The sequence below is a fragment of the Rhodococcus sp. JCM 9793 genome (assembly GCF_055380405.1).
The window spans coordinates 6,079,450-6,097,951 of record NZ_AP043721.1; the positions used below are offsets into that span (position 1 = coordinate 6,079,450).

Genomic DNA, 18,502 nt, shown 5'->3' on the forward strand with positions numbered 1-18,502 from the left:
ATCTCGAGCAGACGCAAATTTCTCCTTCTGACCTGCAAAGGAGCCGCCGTCGTGCTTTGCTCTGTTGCGTGATGCAGCACCGCACGATCTCCGATTTCGGACGCACCGAAAGTTCATCTGCTGTCCACCTTCACGTGAGATAAACCGGATCGCCCAATCGAGTAGAAGGACAGCGGATTGTCTGCTCAACCCCCACCCGCAGCCGACGACACGTCGCTCGTACCGGAGATCTTTCTGCGCGGATCGCATGCACCCGCGCCGCGCACACTCGTCGACGTACTGCGCGCCACCGCCGAAGCGCACCCGCACGCTCCCGCGATCGACGACGGCACGACGATGCTCGAATACTCCGAACTCCTCGACCTGGTGGTCGCGGGAGCCCGTGGACTCGCGGAGGCAGGTGTGGGCGCCGGCGATCGCGTCGGGGTGCGCATGTCGTCCGGGTCCAGGAACCTCTACGTCACCATCCTGTCCGTACTCGCGGCGGGCGCGGCCTACGTCCCTGTGGACGCCGACGATCCGGACGAACGCGCCGAGCTGGTCTTCTCCGAGGCGAAAGTCACCGCGATCGTCACCGATGCGGGGATCGGTCCCGGCACCGCACCACCGGCCGACGAACCGGAGGTACGCGAGCCTGCCCTCGACGACGACGCGTGGATCATCTTCACCTCCGGTTCCACCGGCACCCCGAAGGGCGTCGCCGTCACACACCGCAACGCCGCAGCCTTCGTCGACGCCGAAGCGAACCTGTTCTGCCAGGACGAACCGCTCGGCCCCCGCGACCGGGTGCTCGCCGGCCTGTCCGTCGCCTTCGACGCGTCGTGCGAAGAGATGTGGCTGGCCTGGCGGCACGGCGCGTGCCTCGTTCCGGCGCCGCGTTCGCTGGTGCGCTCCGGAATGGATCTCGGCCCGTGGCTGGTCTCCCGCAACATCAACGTCGTCTCCACGGTCCCGACCCTCGCGGCGATGTGGCCCGGCGAAGCCCTCGAAGCGGTGCGCCTGCTCATCTTCGGCGGTGAAGCATGCCCGCCCGACCTCGCCGAGCGTCTCGCCGTGCCCGGCCGCGAAGTGTGGAACACCTACGGCCCCACCGAAGCGACCGTGGTCGCGTGCGCAGCCATCATGGACGGCACCGGCCCCATCCGCATCGGCCTCCCACTCGACGGCTGGGATCTTGCGGTCGTCGACGCCGAGGGCAATCCCGTCGCCGAAGGGCAGACCGGCGAGCTCGTGATCGGTGGTGTCGGGCTTGCCCGCTACCTGGATCCGGCGAAGGACGCCGAGAAATATGCGCCCATGCCGACCCTCGGCTGGGACCGCGCCTACCGCAGCGGCGACCTCGTCGTGCTCGACAGTGCCGGACTCCTCTTCCAAGGCCGCGCCGACGACCAGGTCAAGATCGGCGGGCGCCGCATCGAGCTCGGCGAGGTCGACAACGCACTGCAGAATCTGCCCGGTGTCGCCGGGGGTGCGTGCGCGGTCCGCAAGACCGCCGCCGGGAGCTCGATTCTCGTCGGCTACATCGCCTCTACCGATCCCGACTTCGACGTCGCGTCGGCACACGACCTGCTGTCCGAGCAGCTTCCTGCTGCACTCGTGCCACGTCTCGCTCTCGTCGACGAGCTGCCCACGCGCACGTCCGGGAAGGTCGATCGCAACGCACTGCCGTGGCCGCTGCCCGGCGCCGACGCCGACTCGGTCGAAGCGCTCGGGCTGCCCCCGACGGCGGAATGGGTCGCGGGACTGTGGTCGTCACTGCTCGGCGCCCACATCGAGGGGCTCGACGACGACTTCTTCGAACTCGGCGGCGGTTCCCTCTCTGCCGCACAGCTCGTCACAGCACTGCGTGAGCGGTACCCCGAGATGACGGTCGCGGAGCTCTACGACCGTCCCCGGCTCGGGTCTCTCGCGGTCTACCTCGACGAACTGGCCCCCACCGCGACCGCAGCCCCACGCGAGGTCGCCCCGGTCTCCCGATGGGCGCAGTTCCTCCAGCTCGCCGCGACCGTGCCTCTGACGACGTTGACCGGTCTCCAATGGATCACGTGGCTCGCGATCCTGAACAACGTCATCGCGCTCGTCACCGATGTGCCGTGGACCGCGACTCTGTCATGGTGGTGGGTCGCCGTCGGCATCGTCGTGTTCCTTACTCCGCTCGGCCGGATGAGCACCGCGGTCCTGGGCGCCCGGATCCTCCTCCGCGGGCTGACACCGGGCAGCTATCCCCGCGGCGGCTCGATCCACCTACGTCTGTGGACAGCGCAGCGACTGTCGGAGGCGTCCGGTGCGACCAATCTGTCAGGAGCGCCCTGGATGCGTCAGTATGCGCGGGCGCTGGGGGCGAAGATCGGTCATGGTGTCGACCTGCACACCCTCCCCCCGGTCACCGGCATGCTCGAACTCGGCGACGGCTGCTCGATCGAACCCGAAGTGGACCTGTCGGGGTACTGGGTGGACGGTGACATCGTCCACATCGGGAGTATCCGGATCGGGGCGGGTGCGTCGATCGGTGCGCGCTCGTTCCTCGCCCCTGGTTCACGCGTCGGCAAGAACGCCGAGGTCGAGGCCGGCTCCGCGGTGTTCGGCCGGGTCAAGGCGAGTCAGCACTGGGCCGGTTCACCCGCGCAGAAGACGGGAAAGGCCGAACCCCAGTGGCCGTCCGAGGACCCACCCCGCGGAGCCCGTTGGGTTCCCGTCTTCGGCGTGACGTCGATCCTCCTCGCGGGACTTCCGATCATGTCGATCGGCGCCGGTGTCGCTCTGCTCGTCTGGTGGGTGAAGGACACCACGAGCGTGCCCGAGGCCGTGGTCCGTTCTCTTGCGATGCTCCCGGCCGGCGGAATTCTCACCATGGCCGTGTTCGCTGTCCTCACCCTGATCACCGTGCGACTGTTGTCGATCGGCATGACCGAAGGATGGCACCCGGTCCGAAGCCGTGTCGGATGGCAGGTCTGGGCCACCGAACGCCTGATGGATTCGTCGCGCACGTTCCTGTTCCCGCTCTACGCGTCGATGCTCACCCCCATCTGGTTGCGGCTGCTCGGCGCCGACATCGGCAAGGACGTCGAGGCATCCACGGTTCTCATGGTTCCCAAGTTCACCAAGGTCGCCGACGGCGCGTTCCTCGCCGACGACACCATGGTCGCCTCGTACGAACTGGGCGGCGGCTGGCTCTACATTTCGCGGGCCAAGATCGGAAAGCGAGCCTTCCTCGGGAATTCGGGCATGGCCGCACCGGGTCGTCGGGTGCCCAAGCACGGCCTCGTCGCGGTTCTGTCCGCGGCACCCGAGAAGGCGAAGTCCGGGTCGTCATGGCTCGGTAGCCCCCCGGTGCGGTTGCGACGAGCTTCGGGCGACGGCGATTCGAGCCGGACGTTCGAGCCGAACTCGAAACTGAAAATCGCACGTGGTGTGGTCGAAACCTTCCGTCTCGTTCCGATGATCGTCACATTCGGCATCGGACTGTTGGTGCTGTTCTCGCTCAACGCCCTGGCCGTCAACCTCGGCTACTGGTTTGCCGCACTGGTCAGTGGACTCGTGCTGATGATCGCCGGCGCGGTCGCGTGCATCATCACCATCGCGGCGAAGTGGCTCATCGTCGGCCGTATCGGACGCGAAGAGCACCCGCTGTGGAGTTCGTTCGTGTGGCGCAACGAGGTGTCCGACACCTTCGTCGAGATGGTCGCCGCGCCATGGTTCGGCCAGGCGACTCCCGGTACCGCCGTGATGAACCTGTGGTTGCGTGGTCTCGGCGCGAAGATCGGCCGCGGCGTGTGGTGCGAGAGCTACTGGTTGCCGGAGGCCGACCTCGTCACTTTGGGTCCCGGCGCGACCGTGGAGAGGGGGTGCGTGGTTCAGACCCACCTGTTCCATGATCGGATCATGTCCATGGACACCGTGACCCTCGATGCCGGCGCCACGCTCGGCCCGCAATGTGTCGCGTTGCCCGCATCGGGGATCGGCGCCGGCGCCACAGTCGGTCCAGCGTCCCTCGTGATGCGCGGCGACGTGGTTCCCGCCTCCACCCGGTGGCAGGGAAATCCGATCGCGCCGTGGTCCCGACCAGGCGATTGGTCGCCGCGGTGAAGCCCCTCAAAGCAGCGAAGCCTGTCGCCCCGGCCGGACCCGATCGTCCACTCGACCCCTATCTTCCTCAGAGCGGGAACCGTGGGTATCGGGTGTCGCGGTACGAACTGGACCTGACGTACAAGGTGACCGCCAACCGCCTCGACGGTCGCGCCACCATCATCGCCACCACGACCGATGTGCGCGCGAAGTACACACTCGACCTCACGCAGGCGATGCGCGTGACGAAGGTGGCGATCAACGGGCGCCGCCCCGCGAAGTTCACCCACCGCAACGACAAGCTGACGGTTACATCGTCGCAGACCGTCCCGGTCGGGGCGGTTCTCACGTTCGCCATCCAGTACTCCGGAACGCCGGCCCCGCGGCAGACCATGTGGGGTGAGGTCGGCTGGGAAGAACTCGACGAGGGCTCGCTGGTTGCCAGCCAGCCGAACGGCGCGCCTACGTGGTTTCCGTGCGACGACCATCCCGGCTCGAAGGCCACCTACCGCGTGTCGATCACTACGGATGCACCGTTCCACGCGATCTCCAACGGCACGTTGCTCCGTAAGACGACGAAGGCCAGCCGCACCACATGGGTGTACGAGCAGCCCGAACCGATGTCGACCTATCTCGCCAGCGTGCAGATCGGGAACTACGAGGTCCGCAAGGTCGCGTCGTCGCCCGTGCCGCAGTACGCAGTGCATCCTCCGCGGTTGCGCGCCAAGTTCGACAAGGACTTCGGGCGTCAGCCGCAGATGATCGAAGTCTTCACGCGACTGTTCGGACCGTATCCGTTCTCGCACTACACGGCGCTCGTCACCGACGACGACCTGGAGATCCCGATCGAGTCCCAGGGAATGTCGGTATTCGGCGCGAACTTCTGCACCGGCCATCGCGACGAGGAACGACTGGTCGCGCACGAGTTGGCACACCAGTGGTTCGGCAACAGCCTGACGTTGAAGCGGTGGAAGGACATCTGGCTGCACGAAGGTTTCGCGTGTTACGCGGAGTGGTTGTGGGCGGAGAACTCCGGAGGGCCATCGGCGCACGACCACGCGCGGCTTGCGCATACCAGACTTACCCGTCTACCGCAGGACATCCTTCTGGGCGACCCGGGGCCGAAGGACATGTTCGACGATCGGATCTACAAGCGCGGCGCCCTCACCCTCCACGCGGTGCGGCTACGACTCGGCGACGAGCGGTTCTTCACGCTTCTGCGTACATGGACCGCCGAGTATCGGCATTCCAACGTCACCACCGAACAATTGACCGATCTGGCAACGAGATTCACCGATCAATCTCTGCGACCGCTGTGGGACGCCTGGCTCGGGGCCACTGCACTGCCCCCACTTCCGAACGGCCGGCTGACCTAGATCAGGGAAGATCCACCTGCGAGGCCAGCCAGCGACCGTCGACGAGTTCGAGTGTCATGGTCACGCGGCTGCGATCGAGGCGCGGTTCCGGGACGACGGAGTTCGTCACCGTCTGATCGATGAACAGCAGCACCTCGACACGATCGGTCGTAGCCGACTTGACGCCGGCTTCGACCACGACGCCTTCCGCCTGCGCGTTGTTGTCGACGAGAAGCTGGCGCAGCTCCCCGCTCGACTGCGCGTACATCTCCTTGAACTCGCCGGTGGCGCCGTCCAGCACTGCGTCGAAGTTGCTGTCGAGTTCGCCGGGACTGACCGAGGTCAGCGTCACCGCGTATTCCTGCGCGGTCGTCAGCGCCGCGGTGGCCGCCGCGTTGACGGACCTGACCTCGTGCGCCTTCCACGCGAAGAACGTCGCGCAGACCACCGACGCCACGGTGATCACCACGAGGATCGCAGTACGAATCCGACGCATGCGCCAACTCGAATCTGCTTCGGGCTCGATGCTGTCGCGGTCGGTCTTCTCGACACCGGTCTTCTCGACACCGGCTTCCTCGGTCACATCCTGCTTCTCCGGGCCTACGGTGTCGGTCGTGAGTTCGTCGGCCGCCAGGGTGGAATCGGTCTTGCTCATGTGCGTTCTCCTTCCAGAGAGGAGGTGTCCACGAAATTTTCGGTCACCTCGGGTGTATGTACTCGGCAGGTGGTCCCCCGTAGTCCAACGGAACCGACTGCGGCCCTATCGGAGTGGGATCCGCGGTACGCACCGGGTCGGCACCCGGCGGAAGCACGGCCTCGCCTTCCTCCCCCGGCGGGCGGGGAGCATTCCGAGCACCGCGGATGAGAACCGACGGGTCGGGGTTGTTGCAGTAGGTGTACAGATAGGGCTCAGGAAAATCGGGAACCGACGGTGGCCGGCGGGGCAGGTCGTAATCACACGTGTAGCGCGGGTACAAGTTGACGTACGCCCATATACCACCGTCATGGAACGCGGTTCCGATCGCTTCGAGTGTCGAGCCGTCCCGTTCGGTCGGGAAGAAGAACTCCTGCAGGGCCGGAACCCGTAGGTAGGCCATCTGAGAGACCGTCGCGAGGTTGCCGAGCAGCTGCACCATCGTCGGGGAATTGTCCGCGATGATCGAGTCGATTGCGCCGAGAGTCGCGGGAGCAGTGTCGACGAATGTCCGGAAGCCCGCATCCATTTCCTCCGCACTCTGCAGCAGCCCGGACAGGTCGGCCGAGGTGGTCTGCAGGCCCGGACTCCCCTCGGCAAGCGTATTCAGGACCACCTTGCTGGTGTTGAGAACCGAGACGGTCTGTGGCAGCACCGAATCGAGAGTCGAGATGAGAAACGTCCCTCCATCGATTATGTCGGACAGCTTCTCGGGCGCCTCGGGACCGACCCCCAATTCCTCGACGATCACCTGAACTTCAGCGGGATCGATCTGTGCGAGCATTCCATCGAGGTTGTTCATGAGGTCGGACAGCGGGACCGGCGTAGAGGTGTCTCGGGTCGAGATCACCGCACCGTCCGTCAGGTACGGTCCGTCGTCGGTGGCCGGACGGAAGTCGAGGTACTGTTCCCCCGCGAGGGACAGGCCCGCGACACGAACCTCGGATCCCTGAGGAATCTTCGTCTGTGAATCGATCGAAGCAACCGCGACGACACCGTCGTCGGTGAGATCCACCGACGTCACACGGCCCACCGGAACTCCGCGCAACGTCACGTCTCGGTCGGGAAGAATCCCGCCGGACTGATCGAAATGTACCTGCACCTGGATCTTTCGATCTGCCGGATCGAGTTCGAAAATGCCGAACACCAGATAGACGATTCCGAGCACCAGAGTCAATGCGAGTGCCGTCAAGGACAACCCCAGACGGTGCCGATATCCGATGCGGACCGCACCCACCACCGGCGCCGCAATCCTGTCTGTCGCACTCACCTTCGTCGTCATCCACCCGCTCCCGTCAATCTGCCCTGCAGACGCAGCAAGGAGTGGGTGAGGGCACCCACCATCGTGTCGATGTCCGACGTCTCGGGCAGCCGGCTTCCGGGATCACCGGAATGTCCGGGCGACGGAATCGCACCGAGGATCAGTTGCTCCCAATCCGCATCGGCGTGCGCCGACGTCGAATTCGTCACTTTCATGATCGGGGCCAGCAGGCTGTTGACGCTCTCGAGGCTCGCGCCCGGTGCCGTCGCCGCATTGTTGAGTTCGGCCGCGATCCGATTGATGTCGGCGACCATCGACCGCGTATCCGTTCCGTTGACCGACGGGAATTTCGCCATCTGCGCACTGACCCGATCCACCTTCGTCACGAGGTCGAGTATCTCCGCGGTGTCTGCGGCGACGACGTCGAGCGCCGGACCGGCCGCGGCCACGACCTCTCTGATCGTCGACTTCCGTTCCGCCAGTGTCGCAATGAGCATGTCCGTCTGGGTCAGAGAGTGTTCGATCTCTGCAGAGCGTTCACCGAGTTGCGTAACCAGGCGGGCTGATTCGTCAAGGAGGCTCTCGATGTTCGCACCCCGCCCGTCGACCGCTTCACCGAGCCCGTTCACGATCTTGGTGAGGTTGCGAACCACACCGCCGTTGACGAGGACCGATGCGGTCGAGAGCAACTCCTCGATGGTCGCGGCCGCTGACGTGTCCGTGATCGGAATTGCATCCCCGTCGCGGAGCGGAGGCGCGGACACAGCCTGCCCTTCCGGCGCCTGCAGCGCGACGAAGACATCGCCCAGGGGGGTCGCCGAACGCAGTTCGGCGCCGCTGCCGGCGGGCACCATGACGCCCTCCGCGATGCGCATGGTCACGATCGCCTGGTAGCCCTGAACCGACATCGACTCGACCTCACCGACATCGACCCCTTCGAGCTTGACCTTCGCCTTCGTCGGTAGGTTCAGTGCATTCTCGAATGTCGCTGTGAGCGTGTACGAGTCACCGTCCATACCCGGCGCCGGAAGCGGAAGCTGTTCCAGCCCCACCGAGCAGGCCACCGTCGACGACGCCGCAGCCATCACGCACGCCGCGCCCATGTACCGTCTGATCCAGAGGTTCACTGGTGCATCCCCGCAAGTCCTTCGAGCATCCCCGACATCCCGAAGTCCGGGCCGAAGTCGCGAACGGTGCCGGTGTCGCAACCCAGATTCTGCATTCCCATGAGATTGCAGACCTCCTTGACCAATTGGCTGTCGAACGCGACCCTCTCGAGCAGTCCGTGTACGCGTGCCCCGCCATTCTCCTGGTCCATGACGTTGTGGGCGTTGTTGAGCAGGAGCGGGGTCAAGTCGAGAAACTCACCGATCTCCCGCTGGTAATCGGCGAGCGCACGGGTGAGCGTCTCGGCGTTCGTCGCCGTCGACTGCACCGCACCGCGGTTGGCCACCAGCAGATCATTCGCCTGCAGAAGAATGTCGTTGATCATGGTTCCGGTCTCCCCGAGACCTATGCCCGATTCGGCCAGCACGGCACTGATCCGACTCGTCGCTTCACCGAATTCACGGATGTCCTGGTCGTTGACCGCGGCAGCCTCGGACAGCACCGCGAGGTTGTCGACGATCGCGGTGAGTTCGTTGCGGGTCTCGGCGCCCCCGTCGGGGCCGAGCTTCAATGCCTCCGACAACTTGCCGAGGGCGGACCGTATGCTGCTGCCCTGCCCATCCGTCATCGCAGCACCTGCTGCGAGGAGTTCTGCCACGGCCCCGTTCCCCTCGCCGTCACCCTGCAGCTCGAGGGCCATGGTGTCGGCCATCGCGAGGAGTCGATCGAACTCGATGGGAGTCCTGGTCCGTTCGAGCCCGATCACGGCCTCGTCGCCGAGGGTGTCACCACCGTGATACGCGGGAGTCAACTCCACATGCCTGTCGGTCAGGACCGACGTCGATACCGCAACTGCCTGCACATCGGACGGGATATCCACGGAACCATCGATATTCATCGTCACCGCCACGCGAGTCCCCTGCGGGTCGATTGCGGTCACCCGACCGACCTCGAGACCCAGCACCGCTACCGTGTTCCCGACGTAGAGACCCGCACCGTTGTCGAACTGCGCGGTGACGGTGATCTCGTCGTGGCCGGCGACCCACGATCGGACTCCGAGGAACGCAAGCCCTGCGATAACGGCAATCACCGCCACTATCGACAACCATCTACGTGTCTTCATTGGCAGTCCTCGAAATAGGGAGGGAGCGAGTGCAGTTCGGCATTACCACTGATCGCACACATCCACGAGTCGATGAACGGGCCGGCGACGGAGGTGAAATCCAGTTCGGGTCCGGTTCCCGTCGCATTCGTGAAGTTGCGGATGGGCACCGGGAGAATCTGGAGAATGTTGCGAAGCAATGCATCCTGATTGCCCAGGCTCTGCAGCATGGAGTCGAGATCGGAGATCAATGCGTCGAGTGATGCGCGATCGTCGACGACGATCGTATGCAGCTGCTGCACAAGGCCACTGGTGGATGACAGCAACCGTTCCACCAAATTCTGACGCAGTGTCAGTTCGTTCACCATGTCGGTCCCGTCGCGCACGAGGGAACCGAGATCGGCCTGCTGCGCACGGATGATCTCGGTGAGCTGATAGGTCGCGGAGAGGAGAGATCCGATCTGGCCCCGACGGTCGGCGATGACCCCCGACAGGTTCTCGACGTTCTCCAAAGCCTGCGGCATCAGCGCCGGAAGATCTTCCAGTTCCCCGGAGAGTTCGGTCAGGGTTGCACCCAAACGTTCCGCATCGACCTGCTCGAAGGTCGTCGTCGCATCGGAGAGTACAGATTGGAGATCGTACGGGACAACGGTATTGGACAGCCTGATTCTATTGTCCGGGATACCTCCCTCCCCTGCCGGACGCAACTCGACGTAGCGTGACCCAAGCAGCGTTGTGAGTTTGATCGAGGCAACCGTGTCGGCTCCCAGGTTCACACCCTTGTCGATCTTCATCTCGACGACCACGTGATCGCCCTCGAGTCGCGCACCTTCGACCGTGCCCACCTGGATCCCCGCCACCGTCACCCCGTCTCCGGGCGCGATCTGAGCCGCCTGGACGAATTCCGCTTCATAGGTCGACTTTCCGAGTCCCAGATTCGCAACCCCGACCGTCGCGACCAACACCGCAATGATCGCTACCACGGTCACCACGCCGAGAGAGACAGCGCTGTAGGACTCGACCGGTCGCAACCGGAATCTCCGAGCGAATGTAGATTCTGTCCGTGTCATGCCGTCACCTACAGATCGGGGAGTTCTTGATTTCGCCGCCGGGAGTGGCGCCCGCCACGACCGACGGAATGACGTGGCTCAACTCCGGAACGAGGGTTGCGTTGATGTTGCACAGATAGGCATTCAGGTAGGCGCCGTCCTCACTCACACGAGCCAATCCCTTCAGAAGGCCTGGCAGATTGAAGCCGAAGTACTCCCATGATGGTTTGGTGTCGACGAAGTGACCGGTGAAACCTGGTTGCCTGCGCAGGATTTCCTGCAGATCCGGCTGCACTTCATCGGTGAGCGATGCAAGACTGTCGGCCGTGGTGGCGATCGTGTCGAGCGAACCGACGAGCTCCGGACGCCGGGCATTCAGCTCCGCGAAGATCGAATGAGCACTGGTGATCACCGAGTCGATCTCACCGCTCTGCGCTGCGAGGTCCGAGATGATGCCGTCGAGGTTCACGATGATGTCGCCGAGGATGCGATCCGGTTCGGCCATCGACTCCGCAAGTCTCGATGTCTCCGCCACGAGGGTGCTCACGGATCCGCCGTCCCCTTGAAGGGCAGCGATCACAGAGGCCGTGATGTTGTCGACCTGTTCTGGATCGAGCACACTGAAGAGCGGCTCGAAACCATTGAGCAACACGGAGATATCGAAGGACGGCTCGGTCCACTCCAGGGGGATCTCCGAGCCTGCTTCCAGGATCGCGGTGTCCGGATTCTCCCCCAGGGACAGCCCGAGATAGCGCTGCCCGATGATGTTCTGATAGGTGATCGATGCTTCGGTGTTCGCGAACACCTGCTGAGTCGCGTCGATACTGAAGGAGACGCGCGCAACCGTGTTGTCGAGACGGATCGAGTCGACGCGGCCCACACGCACACCGGCCATTCGCACGTCGTCACCGACACGCAGGCCGGACACATCACTGAACACCGCCGAGTAGGCGTTTGTCGAACCCTGGACGCCTCGCTGCAGTGTGACGACGACCGGCCAGGTCAACCCCGCAGAGATCAACAGGAACACGACGAGCCCGATCAGCGGCTTTCGTATCGTCATCGCGGCGCTCCTTCCGGCTCGGGGACCACTCGGATATCGGCGCCACGCGTGATCGGTCCGAGGAGGAGGTCTGCGGCCGCACCCAGATCACCGCCGAGGATCTGATCGACGATCTCCTTCTCTGCGGGCGCACCTACCTGACCCACGTTGCCTCCGATCGGTGCTCGCTCGATTGTGCGTAGTTCTGCGAGTTGATCGGTCACCGGTGGCGCCCCGGTGTCGGGTGCCGTGGAGCAGCTCGGTGCGGCCAGCTCTCCGTAGCGAGGACAGTCTGTGCGCGTGTATTCGATGCGGGGCGTTGCCTGGAAGACGAACACTCCCCTGCCGTTCTGCTGTCCTGTAGGCCAGAATTCCGTCCACCATTTTCCGGAGATCCAATTCATTCTGGTGACGATCGGGGTGAATTCGTGGGCACCGTCGGCCACGACACCCAGTACCGGTTCGAGCTGAGAAGTGATGCCGATGATCCGGTCGGTGTTGTTCTCGAGCGATGTTGCCATCGTCGCGAGGGTGTTGGCACTCCCGAAGAACAAGGTGGAGAGCTGTTCCTGCTTTTCTGCAATCGTCCGCATGGGTACGACGGCATGGTTCACGGCGTCGAGCAACTCCGGTGCCGACTGCTGCAATCCCTCCACTGCATTCGCCAGCGCGGACAATGTCGACGGACTGCCGTCCGGGGTCACTACCGCACCGACCTCGTGCACGATGCGCTGCAATTGCTCACCGGCCTGGACGATATCGTCGCCCCTCCGGTCGGTGGCCTGTGACACTGTGGCGAGAACCCCCAGTGTCTCCTGCGAGCTGAGGCGGGCTGTCGCGGCGGTGAGGTCGCGAAGCTTCGTCAGTGCGGTCTGAAGCTGAACTGTGGACAGGCTCTCGTCCTGCAGGATCGTCGTTCCCTCCTCGAGGTGGGGTGCGGGGCCGTTGTCGACCAACTGGACCGACGAAACGGCGAAGACGTTGCTCGGCACCACGCGCGCAGTGACTGTCGCCGGGATTCCGTCGAGATACTCCGGGCGGATCGAGATGTCGACCAGGTTGGGTCCGTCCTCGTCGGGCAGTGCGACGTCGTCGACCTGCCCGACCAGCACTCCCCGGAACTTGACGTCGGATCTCGCGGGCAGGCCGTCGCCGACATCCGTGAGCGCTGCGGTGATGTGGTAGCTCTTGTCGAACGCACCGTTCATCTTGGCGAGGATTCCGGCGACCAGCAGTACCGCCACCACGAGTGCGATCGTCCCTCGCAGCGCCAGCGCGCGTACCGTCACCCGGCTCGGATCGCTCTCCAATAGAAAGGACATCGGCTATCCCCCGAGCCTTGCTCCGGATCCGAGGCCCCAGAACAGAAGCGTCAGAAGGAGGTTCATGACAATCATTGCCGAGATGCTCGCTCGCATCGCTCGCCCGGCGGCGGTACCGACACCCTGAGGCCCTCCGGCTGCGTAATAACCGTAGTAGCATTGGATCGTCGATGTGACGATGACGAAGAGGATGGTCTTCAGCAGCGAATAGAAGACATCGGATCCACTGAGCACCAAAGAGAAGTAGTGGTCGTAGGTTCCGGACGAGACGCCTCCCGCCATTCCGATCACGACTTGCACCGCAACGTAGTTGACCGCCAGGCAGACGAGATACAGCGGTATCACCGCCACCACCGACGCCAATAGTCGCGTGGTGACGAGGAACGGTATCGAGCGGATCGCGAGCGTCTCCATCGCATCGATCTCCTCGGAGATCCGCATCGCGCCGAGCTGGGCGGTGAACCGGCACCCGGCCTGCGCCGCGAATGCCAGCGACGCCATGATCGGCGCGAGTTCACGGGTCGTGGCCGTGGACGAGATCATCCCGGTCGCAGGCTCGAGACCGAGGAGGTGCAACGCGTTGTATCCCTCGATCGCCACGATCGCACCGGCGGCGGCGCCGAGCACGATGATCACGCCGGCCGTGCCACCACCGACGACGAGTGAACCGTTCCCCCACGTCACGTCGGAGAGAATCCGAAGGAATTCTTTCCGGTAGTGCCGCAGCGTGATGGGGATCGCGGCGAGTGCTCGCATCAGGAAGGTCACCATGTGCCCGAGTCGGGCGATCACCGTCACCTGACTTCTGAACGCGGTGACAATCGGCCTTACGCCCGGCGGGAAATAGCTGGAAGCCACTCAGAACCCCGTCCGCGGGAACAGCAATACGTACAGCTGTGTGAACGCGACATTGACGACCATCAGGAGAAGGATCGACGCGACCACTGTGGCGTTCACCGAATTCGCTACCCCCGCGGGGCCGCCACTGGTCGACAGTCCCTTCTGACACGCGACCACCGCGACGATCGCCCCGAACACCATGGCCTTGATCATCGTGAGAACGAAGTCGCCGATTGTGGCAAACGAGGCGAAGGTCGCGACGAAACTACCCGGCGTCCCGTTCATCACGAACGTGTTGAACAGATAGCCGGAAAGGAATCCGACGAAGCACACGAGTCCGGTCAATGCGAGACCGACCAGGATCGCCGCGGCGAACCGCGGAACCACCAGCCGCCTGACCACCGATATCCCCATCACTTCGAGAGCGTCGATCTCGTCCCTGATCTTGCGTGAACCGAGATCGGCACAGACCGCCGAGCCGGCCGCAGACGCCATCAACAACGCCGCGACCATCGGAGCACCCTGCTTGATCACGGCAAGACCACTTGCCGCCCCCGCCAGCGAGGTCGCTCCCACCTGTCCGGCGAGCAACCCGAACTGGATCGAGAGGGTCACTCCGATCGGGATTGCAACGAACATTGTGGGCAGCGCGGACGCCGACGCCATGAATGCCGCTTGGCGAATGAACTCCGCGAAGGGAAATCGAAGGGTGGCTATGTCCACCACGAGGTGCTGGACCGTTCGGACTCCGAGCTTGCATTGTTCCCCCACGGTTGCGAGGGCGGCCACGGGGTGGCGGCGAACATACCCTCGTGCCCATTCGTCGATCTCATCGGCGGCGGACTGCTCATGCATGGAAGTGGAACCCTCTTCTGCCACAGTCGATCCCCTTCGCGAGCGGAAGAATTCGAAGTGCGCAGCCGATATCAGATCGGCCGTCGCCCATACTCTGTACGAAAGATGCTGTGCACGTGCGAAAATGGGATTTATTCTCGCGCCGAGGAACGATTTCGGTCCACCACGAAGAACCAGCAGACAAGATGCGCCCGAAATCAGGCGCCCCGGCCGCACACCCCCGACGCCCGCGGCCGAACCGGTCACTCCACGAACGAGCATCTGACATGCATCAAAGTAGAAGAGAGTTCTCGCAAATGCAATGATGCTTTACGAATTGGTTTCGAGGGCGCTTCGAAAAGCGCTGTTATCTGTGCGCCTACCTGCAGAGATGGATATCAGTCGAACTTGCTCAGAACCCACTCGACGAGTTCGACCGTCTCCGCATGACCGCCGGTTACACCCAAGGACTCCTCCATGACCAGCACTCGCGACAAGCTGGTCATGAGCACGGACACCACCACCGGGTGGATCTTCTCGGAGAGGTTCACCCGGTCGAGGATCTTGTCGAGCGCCTCTCGCTGACCGGCGCGGAACTGTTCGGAATAGTTCGCGATCTCCTCCCGCAAGGCCTCACGGTGGCGCGACATGGCAATGAACTCCATCGTCACAGCAACGCCGGCGGGATTCGTGCTGAACTCCCACAACGCACGTAGCGGGTTGGGCGCGTCCATCAGCTCGGCCTGAACAGCCAAGCCCTCCTCGGCGCGGCGGCGGAAGATCTCCAGGAACAGGTCGTCCATCGTCCTGAAGTAGTAGTGCACCAACTGCGGTTTCAAACCGGCTTGATCAGCGACTTTCCGGGATGTCACTGCGGCGTAGCCCTTTTCGATCATCAACGCCTCGGCCGCATCGAGCAGGACCGTTCGATTCTTCGCATCCGGTGCACCGAGCCTGCGCGACGACGCCATCCACCAACCTCCAATTCTCCAGTTGCACGACTGCAACTTTGCAACATCCTAGCGCGCATAACCTATGTGATGTTGACCATATCCAACGGCATGTGTTATTCATGACACAGACAATGCTAGGCAGGTGCACAGCGCTCGGAGGTCACACCCCTCAGCCCAGGCCCTCGCGCGCCAATTGTGCCGAATCTAGTTGCACTGCAATGCTTTATGCAATACATAGGCCCTCCAGGAGGCTCGACTTGAACGACTTCGATACGAAGGACTACTTCACAGATCCCTCCTTCGTCGCCGACCCACACCCGTTCTTCGACCATCACCGCTCGAAGTGCCCGGTGCGACGACTGGAAGCCTCTCAGAACGTCATCGCAATCACCGGATACGACGAAGTCCTGGCGGTACTTCGCGATACAGCGAACTTCTCCAATATCGTCGCGCCGATCGGCCCGTTCCCGCCGCTACCGTTCTCGGTGGAAGGCGACGACATCAATGTCCAGATCGATGCACACCGCGAACAGTTTCCGATGTACGAGCATCTGGTCACCATGGATCCGCCGCAGCATTCGCGGACTCGACGCCTTGTGAGCGGCCTGTTCACACCGCGCCGGCTCGACGAGAACGAACACTTCATGTGGGAACTCACCGACCGGCTGATCGATCAGTTCCACGCCTCCGGCAAGTTCGAGGCACTCTTCGGCTACGGGGTGCCGTTCGCCCTGTTGACGATCGCCGACCTACTCGGTGTGCCAGCCGAACACCATGAGTCATTCGCGCGACACCTCAACGCGCAGAAGGTCGGGTCGACAGAGGGCGAATCACTGGGTACCAATCCTCTCGAGTTCCTGGACGAGAAGTTCACGGCATTCCTCGAAGATCGCCGACGCGAACCACGTGCCGACGCCCTCACGATTCTGGCCGATGCACGGTACCCCGACGGGGAAGTTCCCGACGTCGTCGAACTCGTCCGGATCGCCACCTTCCTCTTCGGTGCCGGGCAGGACACCACGGCGCGGCTCATCACCTCGATGCTGCTCCAGATCGCCGAGGACCAAGAGCTCCAGAAGCAGCTTCGCGAAGACCGCAGCCTGATCCCTCCGTTCATCGAAGAAATGCTCCGCATGGAGGGCCCCGTCAAAAGCGACTTCCGCCTGGCACGTAAGACGACGACCGTGAGCGACGTGGAGATCCCGGCCGGCACGGTGGTCATGGTGTCACTTCCCGCAGCCAATCGAGACCCCGTGCGATTCGAGAATCCCCATGAGCTCCGGATCGATCGAGAGAACGCACGCGAACACATCGCCTTCGGCCGAGGTGTCCATTCATGCCCCGGCGGACCATTGGCACGCGTCGAGGCACGCGTGACGATCGAGCGGATTCTCGACCGCATGCACGATATCCGGGTCTCGGAGGCCCAGCACGGTCCCGCCCACGAGCGCGACTTCAGGTACGAACCGACGTACATTCTGCGCGGCCTCACCGAACTCCACCTCGAATTCACTCCCGTCGACTGAAAAGGACGAACTCCCACATGGTCGACAACACCAACAGCATCCGGACGACGAACAGGGTCGCAGTCGTCACCGGCGCAGGCTCAGGCATCGGACTCTCCGTCGCCCGTCAGCTCGCCGCACTGCACCACCCCGTCGCTTTGCTCGACCGGAGTGGCGCTGCGGCCCAGAAGGCCGCCGACGACCTGAACGAACAGGGCGCAACCGCCCGAGCATTCGAGGTCGACGTCGTCGATCGGCCCGGAGTGGACGTCGCCCTGGAGAAGGTCCGCGCTGAACTCGGCGCCGTGAAGATCATGGTCACGAGCGCCGGAATCGAGGCCACTGCTCCGTTCACCGACATCGATCTCGCCGACTGGAAACACATCATCGACGTCAACCTCACCGGCACATTCAACAGCGTGCAGTCGGCGGTACCCGACATGATCGAGGCCGGGTGGGGTCGCATCATCACGATCTCGTCGTCCAGTGCTCAGTCCGGCGCCCCCGATCGTGCACACTACGTCGCGTCGAAGGGCGGAGTCATCGCGCTCACAAAGGCCCTGGCATACGAGTTGTCCCCGAAAGGCATCACTGCCAACACGATTCCGCCGTCGATCATCGATACTCCGATGGCGCGGGCGGCCGAGGAATCCGGCGAGATGCTGATCAACTTCGAAGCACTCGCCAGCATGACACCGGTGCGCCGAACGGGGACACCGCACGACGTCGCAGCCGCGACCGCGTTCCTCTGTTCCGACGATGCCGGGTTCATCACCGGTCAGATAATCGGCGTCAACGGCGGTTGGTACCTCTGACCCGAGAGCGGGGAGGCATGTGGCGACCGTGATGGGAGTCGCCACTCGGGGGATGGGAAAAGTGTGTGGGGGACCCGCATCAGCAGGTCCCCCACATACTTTCAGCGTTCGAACTTCGACCTTCGACGATCGGACGTGGACGAAGTGGATGTTCTGCCCGTCGATCTCGGTGGTGAAGTGCTCGAACTCGTTGAGCGCGGCTTCGTGGGCACGCCAGTCGTAACCTGCCTGCCAACAGTCCGCAAGATCCCTGAGTCTCGATAAAAGAAAATGGGGGCGGGGCCGGGACAATTCCCGACCCCACCCCCATCGCATTACCCGAAACTACACACAAACAAAAACACGAAAGGGGCCCACACAAAGTGTGAGCCCCTCCCGGAACGGGTGTTCGGCGGCGACCTACTCTCCCACACCCTGACGAGTGCAGTACCATCGGCGCAGACAGGCTTAGCTTCCGGGTTCGAAATGGGACCGGGCGTTTCCCTATCGCTATAACCACCGTAACTCTATGAAACTATCCCGACGAAACGGGTGCTGTTTCAGAAACCGCACAGTGGA

General features: G+C 63.6%; 14 protein-coding genes, 1 rRNA gene and 1 pseudogene. 4 read left to right on the top strand and 12 right to left on the bottom strand.

The genetic code is table 11. The features are described from left to right. Positions 1 to 177: 177 nt before the first annotated feature. Positions 178 to 4,086 (top strand): Pls/PosA family non-ribosomal peptide synthetase, encoded by a 3,909-nt coding sequence (locus ACZ46K_RS30345; RefSeq protein ID WP_464746384.1) that lies wholly within the window; start codon positions 178 to 180, stop codon positions 4,084 to 4,086. Continuing rightward, positions 4,071 to 5,441 carry a M1 family aminopeptidase gene (locus tag ACZ46K_RS30350; protein ID WP_054805651.1) on the top strand — a complete coding sequence of 457 codons (1,371 nt, stop codon included), beginning with the start codon at positions 4,071 to 4,073 and terminating at the stop codon, positions 5,439 to 5,441. Before ACZ46K_RS30345 ends, ACZ46K_RS30350 begins: the two co-directional genes overlap by 16 nt. Position 5,442: 1 nt before the next feature. Here ACZ46K_RS30350 and ACZ46K_RS30355 read toward each other — a convergent pair whose 3' ends face one another. The 10 genes from ACZ46K_RS30355 to ACZ46K_RS30400 form a co-directional block, all read right to left on the bottom strand. Next, positions 5,443 to 6,075 carry a hypothetical protein gene (locus ACZ46K_RS30355; protein WP_464746386.1) on the bottom strand — a complete coding sequence of 211 codons (633 nt, stop codon included), beginning with the start codon at positions 6,073 to 6,075 and terminating at the stop codon, positions 5,443 to 5,445. Positions 6,076 to 6,118: 43 nt separating this feature from the next. Then, positions 6,119 to 7,396, bottom strand: coding sequence for an MlaD family protein (locus tag ACZ46K_RS30360; RefSeq protein ID WP_054805646.1), 1,278 nt, complete (start codon positions 7,394 to 7,396; stop codon positions 6,119 to 6,121). Further along, positions 7,393 to 8,502: an MCE family protein gene (locus ACZ46K_RS30365; protein WP_464746388.1), complete on the bottom strand. Its 1,110-nt coding sequence runs from the start codon at positions 8,500 to 8,502 to the stop codon at positions 7,393 to 7,395. The genes ACZ46K_RS30360 and ACZ46K_RS30365 overlap by 4 nt, the downstream gene beginning before the upstream one ends. Then, positions 8,499 to 9,605, bottom strand: a complete 1,107-nt coding sequence (locus ACZ46K_RS30370; protein WP_054805645.1) for an MCE family protein — start codon at positions 9,603 to 9,605, stop codon at positions 8,499 to 8,501. Before ACZ46K_RS30370 ends, ACZ46K_RS30365 begins: the two co-directional genes overlap by 4 nt. After that, positions 9,602 to 10,654 (bottom strand): MCE family protein, encoded by a 1,053-nt coding sequence (locus tag ACZ46K_RS30375; RefSeq protein ID WP_054809851.1) that lies wholly within the window; start codon positions 10,652 to 10,654, stop codon positions 9,602 to 9,604. Before ACZ46K_RS30375 ends, ACZ46K_RS30370 begins: the two co-directional genes overlap by 4 nt. A gap of 4 nt (positions 10,655 to 10,658) precedes the next feature. Continuing rightward, entirely contained in the window at positions 10,659 to 11,696 is a 1,038-nt protein-coding gene (locus tag ACZ46K_RS30380; RefSeq protein ID WP_464746391.1) for an MCE family protein, read from the bottom strand. Further along, complete coding sequence (locus tag ACZ46K_RS30385; protein WP_054805644.1) at positions 11,693 to 12,997, bottom strand: MlaD family protein; 1,305 nt, start codon at positions 12,995 to 12,997, stop codon at positions 11,693 to 11,695. Before ACZ46K_RS30385 ends, ACZ46K_RS30380 begins: the two co-directional genes overlap by 4 nt. Positions 12,998 to 13,000: 3 nt before the next feature. Then, positions 13,001 to 13,855, bottom strand: a complete 855-nt coding sequence (locus ACZ46K_RS30390) for an ABC transporter permease (protein ID WP_054805643.1) — start codon at positions 13,853 to 13,855, stop codon at positions 13,001 to 13,003. After that, on the bottom strand, positions 13,856 to 14,692 hold the full coding sequence (locus ACZ46K_RS30395) for an MlaE family ABC transporter permease (RefSeq protein ID WP_054809849.1): 837 nt from the start codon (positions 14,690 to 14,692) through the stop codon (positions 13,856 to 13,858). A gap of 377 nt (positions 14,693 to 15,069) precedes the next feature. Next, on the bottom strand, positions 15,070 to 15,642 hold the full coding sequence (locus ACZ46K_RS30400; RefSeq protein WP_054805642.1) for a TetR/AcrR family transcriptional regulator: 573 nt from the start codon (positions 15,640 to 15,642) through the stop codon (positions 15,070 to 15,072). A 239-nt stretch (positions 15,643 to 15,881) separates the two neighbouring features. Between ACZ46K_RS30400 and ACZ46K_RS30405 the strand changes: the two genes are divergently transcribed. Together ACZ46K_RS30405 and ACZ46K_RS30410 are read left to right on the top strand one after the other, a co-directional pair. Further along, positions 15,882 to 17,150, top strand: a complete 1,269-nt coding sequence (locus ACZ46K_RS30405; protein ID WP_054809850.1) for a cytochrome P450 — start codon at positions 15,882 to 15,884, stop codon at positions 17,148 to 17,150. 17 nt (positions 17,151 to 17,167) lie between these two features. Further along, complete coding sequence (locus ACZ46K_RS30410) at positions 17,168 to 17,944, top strand: SDR family NAD(P)-dependent oxidoreductase (protein ID WP_464746394.1); 777 nt, start codon at positions 17,168 to 17,170, stop codon at positions 17,942 to 17,944. A gap of 162 nt (positions 17,945 to 18,106) precedes the next feature. Here ACZ46K_RS30410 and ACZ46K_RS30415 read toward each other — a convergent pair. Further along, positions 18,107 to 18,259: pseudogene (locus ACZ46K_RS30415) on the bottom strand (epoxide hydrolase N-terminal domain-containing protein); the annotation flags it as partial. Between the two features lie 71 nt (positions 18,260 to 18,330). Next, a 5S ribosomal RNA gene (gene rrf / locus ACZ46K_RS30420) occupies positions 18,331 to 18,447 on the bottom strand. Between the last annotated feature and the right edge of the window lie 55 nt (positions 18,448 to 18,502).